Source organism: Chlamydiota bacterium (genome assembly GCA_016178055.1).
Lineage (GTDB): Bacteria > Auribacterota > JACPWU01 > JACPWU01 > JACPWU01 > JACOUC01.
Genome location: JACOUC010000037.1, coordinates 1 through 14,718, shown reverse-complemented (window position 1 = coordinate 14,718; position 14,718 = coordinate 1). Strand labels below are relative to the sequence as shown.

Sequence of the window (14,718 nt, the reverse complement as noted above, 5' to 3'; positions counted from 1 at the left end):
TTCTGCACCCATTTTTGTTCTCCAAAAGTTGATTTTCCTTAAATCCTCTGAAAGCTCACGCAGGCGAATAAAAACCCTGTTTTCCACCATGGCGCCTGCATCTGATCTTTTTCTGAAACCATTCATATTCTCCATGAGGAATATAGTATAGTATAGGGGTCAAATCTCTAGTTACCTAATTAAAGATGTTGATTAAACTGAATTAAAGGTATTGTAGTTCTAAAAAACATGGAGAAAATCAGATGGCAAGGCCCTTGAGGATTGAATATCCAGACGCTGTCTATCATGTAATGAATCGTGGCACTGCCCGTCAGAAAGTTTTTTTGGAAAAAGAAGATTATGAAAACTTCCTGAGGCTTCTGGAGGAACTTCGGCGGAGATGGGCAGTACAAGTTTTTGCGTATGCGCTAATGGGTAATCACTATCACCTTTGTCTTCAAACACCTGAGGGAAATTTATCTAGGGTGATGAGACATCTGGATGGGATTTACACGCAACGATTTAATCGAGCACACAGAAGGGATGGTGCCTTATTCCGGGGCAGGTATAAGGCGATTGTGGTTGAAGCAGAAGAATATTTAGGGGCGGTTGTTCGGTATATCCATTTAAATCCTGTCGAAGCAGGGCTGGTGATAGATCCGAGAGACTACGAGTGGAGCAGCCACAAAGAATATATGAATAAGAAGCAAAGTTGGGTAGGCAAGGAAAGGCTGCTAAAGAGCTTAGAGGGACCGAAAGGATTTCATGAATATGTAATGGCAGGAAATGATACAGAGACAGATAAATTTTATAAGAGCAAAAAGCGAAGTCCTATCTTGGGGACAGAGGGATTTGTAGAAGAAATGAGGGAGAAAGTGAAGGAAGTATCAAGCGAGGTAACAAAGAGCGAGGAAGAGCATTTTAGGCCCAGATTAGAAGAGATGCTAGAGAAGATCGGGAGAAGGTATAAAGTCAATCGACAAGAGCTTGAAAAAGGGATTAGGGGGCGGGAGAATGAGGCTAGACAATTGGCCATTTATTTAGCATGCGAACTGTGCAATCTTAACCAAGCCAGAGTCGCCGAGAAATTTAGGGTAAGAAGTTACAAGACCATCAGCTGGCATTGTAAGAATGTGAGGGAGAGAATAGCGAATGATAGAATATTTGCACAAAAGGTAGAGATCCTGATAAGCGAACTTAATAATTAGGCAACAGGAGATTTGACCCCATAGTCAGACCCCATAGTCATAGTCATAGTCGATGCCCGAATAATCCACCCTTCTTTTTGGGGGGGTTTTGCTGTCTTTATCATCCTTATCCCGATCCTTCTTCTTTGGGTACCGCTCCATTTTATATTGCGCAAGTTCATATTGAATCAGCTCCATCTTCTCTTTCAAAGACTTGAGCTGTTTTTCAAATTGGATGCAGTTCTCGCATTTCATCATTCGCCCCTGGGATCATTCCTTAACATGCGAAAATCAATGTCCGAGATCCTTTTTAATTCCTTCATGATCCATTTATAGTTTCGAATTCCCTGTTCAACCTTCCGCTTTCGCTCACCCATGATCATGATACTGTGATTACCTCGACTCCCTCTGAAGGATAGATAATGATACGGCCCATGCAAGAGGGGATTCTCTTTACGTTTACATCGGTAGCCAGGTGTTCCACAGATATTGCCATGAGTCCGAATACTTCCACGAACAACGATTTTCAGGATAGATCGCCTTATCCCGCTTAATGCCTTCCTCCTTCTGGAAAGAAGCTTTTGATGACTGTTCATTGTATCCATATTACCTTAGTAGTATATAATACTACGGTAATATCAACAAAAAACATAGGGTGAACGAATGATCATTCAGTACATTAACCGTCAAAACTTGGATCAAGCAAGGCAGGCTGCATCAACGACGGAATACGGCCGGTGAAAGAATTTGATGAATCCCTTTTTTAGGGGCTGAACTATTACGTTTCTTGAGACTCTTTGATGATGGTTTTTATTAATTCCTTCTTTTCCATGGATTTATTCTATCCTTATTTATAAGGATGGTTTAGTATAAAAGCACCCTTCTAAATAAGGATAGAATAGAACGTGCGTTTTGTCAAGGTTGTATGAGAACCAGGCGTTCTACATTAGGGTTAGAATTAGGGTTAGAGCAGGTTCTTACCTAAAAACATTTTCTCCAAGGTATTCATCGGCCTTGTCGGCATGCTCAAAGTCGTAGCCCAGTCCCTTGCGCCAGAGGTCTGATGACTCCATGCAAAGATACATGGGGACTTTCCCGCCGCATTCTCGAATCCAACCAGAAATTTTGCGATACATTTCTAAACGAATCACCTTAAGATAGCGTAATTTTCCATCTGTTCCTGGAATGAGTTCTTCGTAAAGAAAAGAACTTTTTGGAAATCGTTCTTCAGCAAAATCCTTAAGCCCATCAATCAGGCGCAACCCCCCGATGCTGATCCAGGCAATGCTTTCAGGATGGATGACCTTAAACAGGTTTTGAATTAATGCATGATAATCTTCTTCCCACTCGGGATAATAGAGAAGGGGTTCCAGATGAAAACTCAAAGGATAACCCCATTCTTGGCAAAGGCGTGCCGCCTCAAGTCTTTCTTCAATCGAGGCTGCTTTTAGTTCTTCTTTCCGGGCCATACGCGGGGTATTGAGCGACCACGAGACAATGGTTCGGCGCCGATGATCAAGCCCTTTTAAATTTTCAATTTGAGTTGATTTTGTTTTAAGTTCAACGCAGGCCCTTTGTGTTTGTGCAAAAAAAGGCACAAGTTTTTTTGAAAATTCTGTAATGTGATCTAGGGAGAGGCTGTCGCTCAATTCTCCTGTTCCAATCCGAAATTGAATTTTATCGCTTGTTTCAAACATTCCGTTTAGTTCAGCGAACATGTCGTTCAAATTGGTGTAAACGATCAAGGGAGGACTATTAAGATACGTTTGTAAAATGCAATAAGTACAATCATAATTACAATTGCTTTGAGATTCCAAAATAAAATAACCACAGCAAAGGGAGTCCTTTGAACCTGGGCAGGGTTTAAGAAAACGGCCTCTTTTTTCGGCGAGGACCAGGACTTCTTTTCCATCTTTCATGCTGATATTCGAGAAAAAGTCTTCAGGTTGTCCTTCAAAATATTGAGGAGTTAGATGAGTAAGATTTTTAAGCACCGTTTGGGCGAGTTCGGCTTCTCGGACCGATTCTTCAATGAAAAGATGTTTGGGATAATAAATTTTACTCATATTCAGTAGTCAGCTTAAAAAGTTTTTCCATATTTTTGTTATTTCCCATTTGCTGCAGTATAGCAAGTTTTTCTTGATAGTCTTCCAAATTTCGAAAGCGTAACTGCAACGCATAATCTGGACTTTCAAAATAAGGTGGACTTTGGAGTGTGATCGTAGGAGGGAGCTTCATTTCTTTTTTGATGTTTTTAAATTCCTCTTCCATTTGACTTAAGCGGGGATAGCGTAATTTCCTTAATTCATACTCGATCGAAGCCCATTTTTGACCTGTAGACCAAGATTCTTCTTCTAGAATATTTTTCATTGTTTGGCTCTCAAAAAGTTCGTGGGGCGGGATGTTCCCTTTTTTGAAAATGTCCCAGGCAAGTCGGATCAGTATTTTCTGAGGATTGACTCCCAGACGAAGATTTTGAATGAGGGAAGTCAAACAAGATCGATCTTTAAAATCAAGTTTTAATAAGATCAAGGCTGAATCCACTTGAAGAATACCTAATGAAACAAGCTGTTTCGTTTCCTCGTCTAGTTTCTGAAGATAAAAATATTGTTGGGGTGTTTCCTCTTTTAGGGGGAGTTCAAGAAGTGAGAGATATTCTTTTTGAAGAGATTCCTGAGAGATTCCCAAATTTGTAAGAAGGGCTAAAACATTTGATTTTTCAATCGCATTAAATTTTCTGATGCTTAAATTTTCGTAAAGATTGAGGTGAAATGCCTGTAAATTTGTGAGCTCTTCTCGGGTATAAGATTTGACCCAGAGGGTTTGATGGGGATTTATTTTTTTTGCAATTTCGATTCTGCGTTTTCCAGAAATGAGAATAGGTTGTCCAGTTTTCTCCGTAAGAAGAAGGGGAGGATGAATGACCCCAATTTTTTGAATTGAATCTTCAAGAAGCTTTGGCGGATCACCAAAAGTGGAGTTAAAAGGGGTGGACAGATTGCTTAATTTTGAAATAGGCCAGGATTCGATGTTCATCGTTGTCGCTCTAAATCTTTGTTCACTCGATGTGGACGGAAATAAGGTTTAAAGTTCAAGGTTCAAGGATTTCCAGGCTTGGGTTTTCTTTGAACTTTAAACCTGAAACTTTGGACTATTTTTATATTGTTCATATTCTTCCACTCGATTTCGCTTGAGACAGCCTGCGGCATAGACTTGGCTTTTTTTCTCAATTTCAACCAAAACGGATTCTCGTAAAAGCGGAGTCAGTAAAGGATTTTTTAAAATTTTTTCCAGGACTTGAACTCTAAATCGGTCCATTCCAAAAAATTTTCGAGAAAGTTGATCAGAATGTCCGCCGCGCTTAGTGATTAAAGTTTCTGAAATAAAATGAATCGGAAATTGAAGAGCAATTCTTAACCACAAATCATAGTCCTCACAGGCGGGAAGGCTTTCATCAAAGAGCCCAACTTTTTCAAATACGTTTCGATGAAGGATCACAGAGGAAGGGCTAATGATGCAAAGAGGAAGACATTGCTCAAAAATCCAGCCGGAATGTTTGGCATGGCGCTTCCCTTGATTGACTCTGCGACCGTTACGAATCCAAATTTCATCGGTATAAAAAATTGAAGTCTGAGGGTATGTTGAAATTGCTTGAAGTTGAACTTTAAGTTTGTCCGGGCCCCATAAATCGTCTGAATCTAGAAACGCAATCCATTCGCCATGGGATGCCTTGATGCCCACATTTCTTGCATGACTAACCCCATGATTTTCTTGAGAAATATATTTAAGCTGAGAATATTGTTTAACAATTTCTGCCGTAGAGTCATTGGATCCATCATCGACGACAATGATTTCTTTAGGCCGAGAGTTTTGATTTAAGACGGATTCAATGGCTTCTTTAAGCCACAAGGCTCTATTATAAGTTGGAATGATGACACTGACTTTGTTATACATAGACATGATTCAATTTTTCTTGGATCAGGTTATGGATAAAATGAGGATAACGAGAAATGATTTTTTTAATTTGCCTCGATAATGCCTTTTCAGATGTTGCAAAATTAAGGGTATCAAAACCAAAGAATAGATTTGAAGTAATTTTTTAAAAAAGGAGTGTCTTAGGTAACGTAGGCCAGAAAAGAACATGCTTTGGGAGAGTAGGAAAAATCTTGCTTTGACAATCATCTCATTCTATAAACAGCCATAAGACCCAGCTATAGCTTTTTCTCTTGGACACAGAAAGGGAAATAAAAATGAAAATATTAAAGAATCTTTTTTTATCAATAAGAAATTTTGTGATCCCGTAAGAATAAACTGACCGGGTTTCTGTTTTTCATCCACAATTCCTTGAATATAGGAAAAAAAGATCGGGAGCTCTTTGAGCTTCATCAATGATGACACCCTTTGAATATCTATTCAGAAAACCTTTAGGATCGTTTAAGGCAAACTCTCGATCTACGGGATTCTCCAATAAGACATATTCGTGGTTTGGGAATAGGGATTTTACCAGGGTTGTTTTTCCAGATTGTCTGGGATCCGTTGACTCATCACCGGATAATGCCGGCTTGACTTTATGAGGGCTTTACTGATGCTACGTGAGTTATATTGCATCAATAAATGTTTCCTTTGGTAGAAAGCTAAAAAAGCATTATGAACTCTCCCTCATTTCGCGTAAAATCTTTTTGATGAAAATATCCTGGATTATTATTTTTCTTATTTCGGTTGAGGTAGGTTGGCTCTACAATCGAATGATTGGGCTAAAAAAAAGGGCTGAAGGGGCTTGGTCGGATGTCGATGTTCAACTGAAACGAAGGCACGATTTAATTCCGAGTCTCGTGACCTGCGTTCAGGGTTATATGCAGCATGAACGGGGGACCCTCACAGAGGTCACACTCGCTCGGCAATCGGCCCAAGGCGTTCATCGTGTTGAAGAAAAAGGGGTGAGCGAACAAAATCTCACGCAAAATTTAAAGTCGCTTATTCTTTTATCAGAACGCTATCCAGAGTTAAAAGCCAACACGACTTTTTTAAGTCTTCAGGAAAAATTAACGGACACAGAAAATTTAATTCAAAATGCACGGCGCTATTACAATGCGGTTGTCCGTGATTACAATACGCTCATGGGTCAATTTCCCCATCTCATCATTGCAAAAATTTTCCATTTTCAACCTTTAGAATTTTTTGAATTAGAAGAGGCGAGTGAGGCTAATGCCCAGAAAGTTAACTTATTATGATTTCGAAATCCAAAATCCGAAATCCGAAATTCATTTTTGCTTTTCAGTTTAAAAAAATATGGAAAAATTTTCTTCTATTTTCAATTTTATTCTTTTTGTGTTGCGACGTTCACGCCTGGTCCATTCGAGCCTTTGAAGTCGATGTCGATATTCACAAAGATTCCAGCATCACCGTTGAAGAAAAAATCACGGCAGATTTTTCTGAAGATCCCCACCATGGAATTTATCGATTTATTCCATGGGTCAATAAAACCCGTTTAGGTCATCAACTTCGTTTAAGAACGAAGTTAGAAGAAGCTAGCAGTCATCACTCGGAAGATCGATTCTGGACTTCTTTTAAGAAGGGTGAACTCTATGTCAAGATTGGAAATCCCCATCGATATCTCTCTGGAATAGAACCCTATACCCTTCGCTATACCATTCAAAATGCGATTCTGGGTTTTGAAGAGCATGATGAACTTTACTGGAATGTGACCGGAAATGAATGGAATGTCGCCATAGAGAAGGTCCGAATGATCATTACCTTACCTGAGGACGTTAAGGATTCAGATGTTAAGTGGGATGCTTTTTTAGGGAGATTTGGCAGTGTTGAGCGCTATCATATTCAAATAAAAAAAATAGATTCTAGAACCGTTGTCTATGAAACTCGAAAAATGCTATCTCCTTATGAAGGCTTGACGATTGTTTTAGGAATTAAAAAAGGAATTTTGGAGTTGCCTCCTTTTTTTAAGCAAGCGCGATGGTTTTTGGAAGATAACTGGCCTTATGGTCTTTTCCCTCTTCTTTTTCTCTTTCTTTTACTTCGCTGGTTTCGTTCTGGAAAGGATCCTTTGGGGCGAGGAAGCATTGCGGTTGCTTATGATCCTCCTCAAGGAATGACCCCGGCTGAGGTCGGAACATTGATCGATGAGAGAGTCGATTTAAGAGATATTACGGCGAATATTGTAGGCTTGGCAGTGAAAGGATATTTAAAAATTGAGGAAAAGGAGGATGATTTTTTCTTTGTAAAAACTCAACCTAAAACAGGGAGTGTTTTAAAGCGCCATGAAGAAATTCTGATGAAGGCCATTTTTTCAACCGGAGATCGCCAACTTCTTTCATTGCTTGAGAATAAATTTTATACACATTTGGGAATATTGCAGCACACGCTTTATCAGCAATTGGTAGAGGAGGGATATTTCGTAGGTTCTCCAGAAAAAGTGAGGAAGCGTTATCGAAGTGCATCGGTTATTTCTTTGGGGTTAGGAGGTATTCTATGGTTTTGGAGTTTAAATATGCCCCAGATAGGGTTTTTGCCGTTACCTTCTATTCCTGTTCTGATCACAACCCTTTTATCATCTCTTCTTCTCTATTTTTTTGCTCCGCTCATGCCTCGAAAAACTTCAAAGGGAGTGCTTGCCTTTGAAGAGGTTAAGGGTTTAGAAGAATATATTCGTCGAGCCCAAGCAGAGACTTTTCAAAAAGTGGATGCAAAGGCAGTTTTTGAAAAATTACTGCCCTTCGCGATTTGTCTTAACTTGACGAAACCTTGGTCTAAGGTTTTTGCAAATTTATATACCACAGCTCCTTCCTGGTATGTTTCGCCTTACCCGATTTGGAATATGATTTATTTTTCTAATAGCTTAAACCGGATGGAACGGACCTCTTCACGGGTTTTTACATCGGCTCCAAGGTCGTCAGGTTCCGGCCGATCCGGCTGGTCTGGCGGAAGCGGTTTTGGAGGTGGAGGCTTTTCAGGCGGAGGTTTTGGTGGAGGGGGAGGAGGGGCGTGGTAAAGACAGTTTAAAGTGAAAAGTGAAACGAAGTGTCATCCTGAGCGTAGTGAAGGATCTCGTAGTTCAATGTTTAAATCAAAAACTTTCCGCACTGAATCAGAAAATATTCTGCAACACAAAGCATCAACCATCCAAATATTTTTTTGATCCTTTCCATCCAAGCGCCTGGTTTTGGGAGTGCTGTGGCTAGAGCGGCGAAAGTTCCTAAAAGAATGAGAATGGTTCCGAGTCCATAAGCAAAAACGAAAAGGGTTGAGATGCCCAGGACCAAATTTTGTTTTTGAGCTACAAAGGTTAGAATCACTCCCAGAACAGGGGCTGTGCAAGGAGCCGCGACAAGCCCTGCCGCAAGCCCAAGAAAAAAGGCTCCTAAATGGCCTTTGACGAAACCCTTTGAGTTAGGCTTCCCTAAAAATTTGATATTGGGAATGTTAAAAACACCCAGCATGCTGAGCCCCATGAGAAGAACGACATTTCCGGTAATAAAAAAGGACCAGGGATTCGTGCTGATATTGCCAAAGAATTTTCCTGTCAAGGCAGCGAAAGCCCCTAGAAGAGAATAGGTGACTGAAATTCCAAGAACGTGAGAAAGGCAAAGGAAAAATCCTTTTAGTTTTGAACCCTCTCCACGAGCTCCAATATAGGTCACCGTGATGGGGATGATAGGATAAACGCAAGGAGTAAAACTGGTCAAAACGCCTCCAATATAAGCAGCGATGAGGGCAAGAAGGGGAGATGCGTGGAGATACTCACTCATTCGACTTAGGAATTCATGCATGATTTTTCTCCTTTGAATCCGTTTTTCATTTTTCCGGAATCTTTAATTTCTGACCTACCCGAATCGAATTAAAATGGGTAATGGAATTTGCATTGGCCAAACCTTGAGCCGATATCCCATATTTTGATGCAATTTTTGATAAACTTTCTCCCGATTGAACCACATGAAATCCATTGCTTGCTTGAGAATGAGAAGAGGGAGAAGCTTTAAGAGAATGAATTTCACGCCATAACCGTTCATTTTCTTTTGAAACTTCCTCGAAAATAACCTTTAGTTTTTCTTCGGTTTGACTAAGATCAGCTTTTCTTACTTCTTCCATCTGCTTGTTTTGCGTTTTTAGAGTTTCTCCGACAGAAGAATTTACTTTTGATAGTTCTAGTTGAATCTCGATCATTTTAGATTCTAGGAGTGATATTTTTTTATCGAGTAAAATGAGACGAGAGGAAAGTGCTTCTGTTTGAGAGGTCGTTGATTTTTGGAAATAATTTTGATCATTTTTTAATTCTTCAAGTTCAGATTGAAACTGGTTCATTTTTTGTTTGAGAGAGAGCACCTCCTCGCTTAAGTCGACTTGGTGGGCTTGAAGCTTCCCCTGGACTTCCTGAACATCATTCTTGGTTGCAATTTCATTCATGGCGCAACCATATTGTAGAAATGAGAGAGCTCCAAGTAATAAAATTTTTCTCATGAGTTACCGCTTCCCTGTTGCCAGTCTCCGGTCTCTCGTCACCAGTCATTCATTCTATCGACGGTGACTGGTAACGGGTAACCGTATTTTATTGCACTGAAACCAGGAAATGAGCTCTTCTATTTTTTGACCAGGCTTCTTCAGTGTGGCTAAGATCAAGTGCTTTTTCCTCGCCATAGCTGACAGTATGAATTTTTTCAGCATCGACTCCAAGTCCAACAAGATAGCGACGTACCGCAAGGGCCCTTTGCTCGCCTAGGGCGAGATTGTATTCATTGGATCCACGTTCATCACAATGACCTTCAACCATGAGTTGAACATCGTCGTGTTCCCCTAGCCAATTTGAAATCCCCTCTAACGTTTTCCGATCATCGCTTTTAACCTCTGATTTATCATAGTCAAAATGGACATCAGCAAAAATAAGTGGGTCATCCGGTTCAACGAAAGATCCTAATTCGCCGCCCTCTGTGAGGGGAATGTCTTCTCCTTTAAGAGCAGAAGCTTGTAAGTTATCTCCCGTCATGCCAATTCCTGCCTGCTCAGAAACCAAACCTTTTTTCTTCTTTGCACAACCCTCAAGTCCCATCAATCCAAACACGCATAAAACAACAATTAATATTCCTGCCATCCTTCGCATTTCATTCCCCCTTTCAATATGACCAAGTTGGTGTTAAACAGCTCATTTGCCCCGAAGAAAGACGTGTGGTCTTCCCATCCAAAATATTGACAATAAAAATTTGGTAGATCTCACCCACTCTTGAGCTATAGACGATGTGTTCTCCATCAGGAGCCCAATCCGGTTCTTCTGCTTCACCTCCTTCCTGGCTGACAATAGTAATCGTTTCATCTTTTAAATCCAAGACACAAATTTTAAAACCTCCTGCCATATCAGAACTGAAGGCAATTTTATCCCCTTTTGGGGACCAGGAAGGCGAGGCATTATAAGTTCCTTGATGGGTGAGTCGTTTAAGAATTTCCCCTCTCAGATCGAGAAGATAGAGATGAGGATGGCCACTACGGTCCGACATGAATGCGATTTTTCTTCCATCGGGTGACCAGCAAGGTGAAGCATCGACCGATGGGTGGTTGGTTAGACGTTTTAAATTTTCTCCGTGCAGGTCCGTTAAATAAATTTCTGGATTTCCATCTTTAGAAAGAACCATGGCAATGTGTTGGCCGTCGGGAGAAAACTTAGCCGCTGCATTGAGCCCTGGATAATGAGAAATATTCTCTCGTGTTCCCCGATCAAGATCATGAAGATAAATATGAGGTTGCCCATCTTTAAAAGACGTATAAATTAATTTCCTTTTTTGAGGGTGCCAACTCACTCCTAGAACGATGTGATGATCCTGGGTCAATTGACGAACATTTTTCCCATCGGTATCACAAATAAAAACCTCTTTGGATTTTAAATTTCCCGCAACAAATGCAATTTCAGTTCCTGCGATGCCTTGTTCTCCGGTTAAATGATAAATTAAGTCGTTGGCGCAGGTATGGGCGAGAAGATTGAGGGTCGATGAATTAAATTTGTAGCGTTTTCCAAAAATTCTTTTCTGGTCTTGAACTTCAAAGGCATAAAGGTCCATCGTTCCTGTTGGGCCATTAACAACATAGGCGGTTTTTACGACGATTTCTGCTCCCAGGCTTCTCCACCGGGCCGTTTCGCTAATGGAATCTAACGCTTCACTTTTTGAAATGGCCTGGACTTCAGAAGGGGCCTTTACCAAATCAAAATAACCTGATTGATCCAGATCAAAGGATAAGGTCTCTTGAAAAGAATTGGGCAGGGCCGTTTGATTACGAAGTGTGTTTTGAGGAGGTGCAAGCGCTACATCCATTTTTTTCCCTGCCTGCTTCGAGATTTGAAGTTCCACCTCTGTGGCATGAGATGACCCCGGGAAAAGAAGTATTAAGGCGATTAGAAATCCTGTTTTTTTCATTGTGTTAGCTCGAATTTAATTTTTACACTTAACGTATTATCAGGATAATTCCCTGGCAACGGAGGAAATGGGATTGAAGCTTGTACCGCCTCAGTCACAGAGTAATCTAAGGAGGTTATATGAGACTGCTCTAGAAAAACCATATTACGAATCTGCCCATTCTTTAAAATTTCAAATGAAATAATGGTAAACGCATGTTCATTTTGAATCAAGGATTTTGCAGGCTCTTTCCAATTTGCAGTGATTTTATTTTGAACGAGGTCAATATACCAGCTAAATGGAAATTCCTTGCCCGAGGCATTCCCCTGGCCTCCTTGACCCCCTATTCCAATAGAGACAGTTTGTTCGCGGCCTTGGTTTGAGCCGCTCTGAGGGGGGGACCAGGCTCCAGGTTCTACAAAATGGACTTTAGATTCTGCAAAGTTTTGAGTTGGCAGAAATGGGGAATCTGGAGTTAAACTCGAGGGCTCTACAAATTTTAAATTTGATTTTGGGGGAATCTCATGAGTTTCAATTTTCTCAAAACGGTTTTTGAGTCGATCGAAAAGGCTGGGAGTTGGAGGAGGAGGTTTAGGGGTGGCTTTCGGAATCGTTTGGGAAATCTTTTTTTTAGGGGCCAGAGAAGGAGGTGGAATGGGTTTACGGATGGTTTTTTGAGTAGGGGGTGTGGGAGGGGTTATTGGTTTTGGAAGGGGCTTGGGCAGAGTTTGAACTTTTGCTTTGGGAGGAGCTTGAGTGGCTTGAGATGTAATTGTTTGTACTTCTTTTATACCAAAGTTTGGTAAGCCTCCAGCTCCTGAATCACCTAATTTGGTTAAATTAACGGTATAAAATTTTTCGTGTTTAAAGAATGGTTGAGGCTGAAAAATGGAGAAGATCAGCATCCCTATTAAAAGGATTCCATGTCCCCAAAAGGATTGAATGAGTTCTTTACGATAGATGAGAGAGTGAATAAGATTTTTCACAAATCTTCATTATCATTAATGATGGATCAATGTAAAGCATAATTCAGGTTACAATATTCTCAAGGATCGCCTCGTATCGTGCGGATATAGGCTTTGTGGACATTTCTTGAGAGGGAAAGAATGAGTGCAAAGGTATGTTCGGCTACTGTGTTTTCACCATCATGAGGGACATGAGGACTTGGATTTTTCTTTTGCGACAAGCCTCCAAATCAATAGGATCAAATCCCGTAGAACGCGTTGCAATGAATTTCAGCTTTGGAAGACTTGGAAGACGTTGAAGCTCGGTCTCATGAATTTTGGAATAGATAAAGACTGAAAGAATTTCACAGTTTTTTAATTTTCTGTAAAGTGTCAGGACACATTTCCTCTGGGGAAAAGGTCAGGGAATGGGTTTTAACAGATTCATTTCTCTTGATAAAAAATTTTTTCTAATTTTCAAATTTCAAGAAAAGCAATTTGAAATTATTTTTGAGGGTGGTCATGAGAAATCTATTTCTATTTTACGATGTTAACGCGAAGACCTTATTAATTTAGCATCTCAAATCCTGTTTGTTGAAAATGAGCATCGAAAGAAAAAGCCTGGTTGATGCCTAGTTGCTTCATGATAAAAAAAGAAGAAACATCTGTGAAGCTAAATTTTTTATCTTTATACTTTTGATAAAGCTCCCATGTTCCTTCAAAATGATTCGGGGCAACATAAATGATATCCATAATATTGCTTTCAAAAAGTGCCTTGCCAGCAAGGACGGATTTGGAATGATCTCCTTTAACCAGGATGGTTGTAAGGGTTTCGTCGATGACATAGTCGGAGGTATAAAGCATCGTTTTTGTTCGATAAATTTTTTCAAAAATGGGAAGCGCTCTTGAATGAAGATGGTCATTCTCTATGAAAAGGGCGACCCAGGCGCTGGTATCAACGAATATCTTTCCCACAATCAATCCGTGACCTTTTTATCATAAAGATAGGAGTCATGGGCTGTAGAAGCATTGTTAACCGAAAGTGTTAGGGTTCCAATGGCTTTAACCAAAGGATCGCTCTTCCATGAAACCTTTTGAGACCGTTTTTTTAAGAAGTCGGTCATGGCCCTGCGTATCAGCTCAGAAAGAGAAAGATGTTCTTTTTGAGCCTCAAATTTCAATTTTTGCATTTGATCTTTGTTAAGATAAATCTGAGTTCGTGTCATCATACACCATACATTATACATTACTATTTTTATTGTCAATGTAAAAAGTTAATATATTTTATTTTCATCATTTTAATAAAACTTGTGAAACTATATAAATACTGTAGGTAATTTTATCTTGATAAAATGACGTGGCAGGTCAGTTTATCTGTTTATGATGGGAAGACCCCATCAAATTATAAGGAGATAAGGAAGGCATCAGTAAATTCACCATTAGTATAAATTACTCATGAGTAATTTTGCTTTAATTCAAAAATTTTTTTGACCTTTCTCATCCCCCCTGTGTCTAGTATGGTAGATTGTTAAGGAAAAATTTCTGTTTTTTGACTTTAGAAACGGCCAATCTATGTTCAAAACTGCCCAAAAATGTGTGAGTTTCATCCTCATTCTTTCATTTCTATTTTACGATATAGCAACGCCTTACGCCTTAGAGCGTTCAGGAATAAATCCCATTTCTTTGGCCAATCTTTCAAATTTGGGTGTGGATAATCTACAACCCTCTCTTCTCGAACACCTTACAATCCCATCCGACCTCGGAGAAATCAAAGATCGTAAAATAATCGAAAACCGCCCCCTTCTTTTCATCATCGAAGACATTCACTGCAATTCAGAAGTACAGAAGAACATTGCAGGAATTCTTCAAATACTAAAAACACAGCTCGAGGCTCGAGGCTCGAAGCTCGAGGCAAAAACTCAAAACCAGCTGGAGGCTCGAGGCTCGAAGCTCGAGGCAAAAGCAAAAGCAAAAACAAAAGCAAAAACAAAAGCAGAAGTAAAAGCAAAAACTGGAGAAGTATTTACTTCGAGCCTCGAGCCTCGAGCTTCGAGCAGAGTATTATCCTCGAGCCTTGAGCCTCGAGCTTCGAGCATCTTTTCAGTCTTCTCCGAAGGCTCCGTCGGCCAAATGGACATGTCCTTTTTCTCCTCATTCCCGGATCAAGAAGCCCTGCAAAAAACTCAAAAGAAATTCTTAAAAAACCATGATCTTAAT

Annotated in this window: 16 protein-coding genes and 2 pseudogenes; 4 read left to right on the top strand and 14 right to left on the bottom strand. The window is 40.1% G+C overall.

The annotated features are described in order from the left end of the window. Positions 1-242 precede the first annotated feature (242 nt). Complete coding sequence (locus HYS07_05770; protein ID MBI1870685.1) at positions 243-1,187, top strand: transposase; 945 nt, start codon at positions 243-245, stop codon at positions 1,185-1,187. A 24-nt stretch (positions 1,188-1,211) separates the two neighbouring features. Here HYS07_05770 and HYS07_05765 read toward each other — a convergent pair whose 3' ends face one another. The 6 genes and pseudogenes from HYS07_05765 to HYS07_05740 all read right to left on the bottom strand — a co-directional run bounded on the left by HYS07_05765 (position 1,212) and on the right by HYS07_05740 (position 5,673). Next, positions 1,212-1,421 carry a hypothetical protein gene (locus HYS07_05765; GenBank protein MBI1870684.1) on the bottom strand — a complete coding sequence of 70 codons (210 nt, stop codon included), beginning with the start codon at positions 1,419-1,421 and terminating at the stop codon, positions 1,212-1,214. Next, positions 1,421-1,762, bottom strand: a complete 342-nt coding sequence (locus HYS07_05760) for a hypothetical protein (GenBank protein ID MBI1870683.1) — start codon at positions 1,760-1,762, stop codon at positions 1,421-1,423. Before HYS07_05760 ends, HYS07_05765 begins: the two co-directional genes overlap by 1 nt. Before the next feature lie 381 nt (positions 1,763-2,143). Further along, positions 2,144-3,232, bottom strand: a complete 1,089-nt coding sequence (locus tag HYS07_05755; GenBank protein MBI1870682.1) for a hypothetical protein — start codon at positions 3,230-3,232, stop codon at positions 2,144-2,146. Next, the gene (locus tag HYS07_05750) at positions 3,225-4,202 is read right to left on the bottom strand and encodes a hypothetical protein (GenBank protein MBI1870681.1); all 978 of its coding nucleotides are present in this window, start codon (positions 4,200-4,202) and stop codon (positions 3,225-3,227) included. Before HYS07_05750 ends, HYS07_05755 begins: the two co-directional genes overlap by 8 nt. A 96-nt stretch (positions 4,203-4,298) precedes the next feature. Beyond that, the gene (locus tag HYS07_05745; GenBank protein ID MBI1870680.1) at positions 4,299-5,120 is read right to left on the bottom strand and encodes a glycosyltransferase; all 822 of its coding nucleotides are present in this window, start codon (positions 5,118-5,120) and stop codon (positions 4,299-4,301) included. A 234-nt stretch (positions 5,121-5,354) separates the two neighbouring features. Next, positions 5,355-5,673, bottom strand: a pseudogene (locus tag HYS07_05740) (AAA family ATPase). Positions 5,674-5,848: 175 nt separating this feature from the next. On the opposite strand from HYS07_05740, the gene HYS07_05735 reads away from it, so the two are divergent. Both HYS07_05735 and HYS07_05730 read left to right on the top strand, forming a co-directional pair. Continuing rightward, positions 5,849-6,397 carry a LemA family protein gene (locus HYS07_05735; GenBank protein MBI1870679.1) on the top strand — a complete coding sequence of 183 codons (549 nt, stop codon included), beginning with the start codon at positions 5,849-5,851 and terminating at the stop codon, positions 6,395-6,397. Next, positions 6,394-8,172 (top strand): DUF2207 domain-containing protein, encoded by a 1,779-nt coding sequence (locus HYS07_05730; GenBank protein MBI1870678.1) that lies wholly within the window; start codon positions 6,394-6,396, stop codon positions 8,170-8,172. Before HYS07_05735 ends, HYS07_05730 begins: the two co-directional genes overlap by 4 nt. Before the next feature lie 70 nt (positions 8,173-8,242). Here HYS07_05730 and HYS07_05725 read toward each other — a convergent pair whose 3' ends face one another. From HYS07_05725 to HYS07_05690, 8 genes and pseudogenes are all read right to left on the bottom strand, one after another. Then, positions 8,243-8,950, bottom strand: coding sequence for a hypothetical protein (locus tag HYS07_05725; protein ID MBI1870677.1), 708 nt, complete (start codon positions 8,948-8,950; stop codon positions 8,243-8,245). Between the two features lie 25 nt (positions 8,951-8,975). Further along, positions 8,976-9,638: a LysM peptidoglycan-binding domain-containing protein gene (locus HYS07_05720; protein MBI1870676.1), complete on the bottom strand. Its 663-nt coding sequence runs from the start codon at positions 9,636-9,638 to the stop codon at positions 8,976-8,978. Positions 9,639-9,726: 88 nt separating this feature from the next. Continuing rightward, positions 9,727-10,275, bottom strand: a complete 549-nt coding sequence (gene pal / locus HYS07_05715) for a peptidoglycan-associated lipoprotein Pal (protein MBI1870675.1) — start codon at positions 10,273-10,275, stop codon at positions 9,727-9,729. A gap of 13 nt (positions 10,276-10,288) precedes the next feature. After that, the gene (gene tolB / locus HYS07_05710; GenBank protein ID MBI1870674.1) at positions 10,289-11,578 is read right to left on the bottom strand and encodes a Tol-Pal system beta propeller repeat protein TolB; all 1,290 of its coding nucleotides are present in this window, start codon (positions 11,576-11,578) and stop codon (positions 10,289-10,291) included. After that, positions 11,575-12,543 (bottom strand): TonB C-terminal domain-containing protein, encoded by a 969-nt coding sequence (locus tag HYS07_05705; GenBank protein MBI1870673.1) that lies wholly within the window; start codon positions 12,541-12,543, stop codon positions 11,575-11,577. Before HYS07_05705 ends, tolB begins: the two co-directional genes overlap by 4 nt. A gap of 59 nt (positions 12,544-12,602) precedes the next feature. Then, positions 12,603-12,898, bottom strand: a pseudogene (locus HYS07_05700) (hypothetical protein). A 170-nt stretch (positions 12,899-13,068) separates the two neighbouring features. Beyond that, positions 13,069-13,476: a type II toxin-antitoxin system VapC family toxin gene (locus HYS07_05695; protein ID MBI1870672.1), complete on the bottom strand. Its 408-nt coding sequence runs from the start codon at positions 13,474-13,476 to the stop codon at positions 13,069-13,071. A 2-nt stretch (positions 13,477-13,478) separates the two neighbouring features. Beyond that, positions 13,479-13,730 (bottom strand): CopG family transcriptional regulator, encoded by a 252-nt coding sequence (locus HYS07_05690; protein MBI1870671.1) that lies wholly within the window; start codon positions 13,728-13,730, stop codon positions 13,479-13,481. A 343-nt stretch (positions 13,731-14,073) separates the two neighbouring features. Here HYS07_05690 and HYS07_05685 point away from each other — a divergent pair. Beyond that, positions 14,074-14,718: hypothetical protein (locus HYS07_05685; GenBank protein ID MBI1870670.1), on the top strand; the 645-nt coding region annotated here is incomplete at its 3' end.

Excerpts from the sequence above, each read along its gene's own strand:
- HYS07_05750 (MBI1870681.1), bottom strand. The coding sequence starts at position 4,202 with ATGAACATCGAATCCTGGCCTATTTCAAAATTAAGCAATCTGTCCACC.
- HYS07_05755 (MBI1870682.1), bottom strand. The coding sequence starts at position 3,232 with ATGAGTAAAATTTATTATCCCAAACATCTTTTCATTGAAGAATCGGTC.
- tolB (MBI1870674.1), bottom strand. The coding sequence starts at position 11,578 with ATGAAAAAAACAGGATTTCTAATCGCCTTAATACTTCTTTTCCCGGGG.
- HYS07_05745 (MBI1870680.1), bottom strand. The coding sequence starts at position 5,120 with ATGTATAACAAAGTCAGTGTCATCATTCCAACTTATAATAGAGCCTTG.
- HYS07_05730 (MBI1870678.1), top strand. The coding sequence starts at position 6,394 with ATGATTTCGAAATCCAAAATCCGAAATCCGAAATTCATTTTTGCTTTT.
- HYS07_05690 (MBI1870671.1), bottom strand. The coding sequence starts at position 13,730 with ATGATGACACGAACTCAGATTTATCTTAACAAAGATCAAATGCAAAAA.
- HYS07_05720 (MBI1870676.1), bottom strand. The coding sequence starts at position 9,638 with ATGAGAAAAATTTTATTACTTGGAGCTCTCTCATTTCTACAATATGGT.
- pal (MBI1870675.1), bottom strand. The coding sequence starts at position 10,275 with ATGCGAAGGATGGCAGGAATATTAATTGTTGTTTTATGCGTGTTTGGA.
- HYS07_05725 (MBI1870677.1), bottom strand. The coding sequence starts at position 8,950 with ATGCATGAATTCCTAAGTCGAATGAGTGAGTATCTCCACGCATCTCCC.
- HYS07_05765 (MBI1870684.1), bottom strand. The coding sequence starts at position 1,421 with ATGAAATGCGAGAACTGCATCCAATTTGAAAAACAGCTCAAGTCTTTG.
- HYS07_05770 (MBI1870685.1), top strand. The coding sequence starts at position 243 with ATGGCAAGGCCCTTGAGGATTGAATATCCAGACGCTGTCTATCATGTA.
- HYS07_05735 (MBI1870679.1), top strand. The coding sequence starts at position 5,849 with ATGAAAATATCCTGGATTATTATTTTTCTTATTTCGGTTGAGGTAGGT.
- HYS07_05760 (MBI1870683.1), bottom strand. The coding sequence starts at position 1,762 with ATGAACAGTCATCAAAAGCTTCTTTCCAGAAGGAGGAAGGCATTAAGC.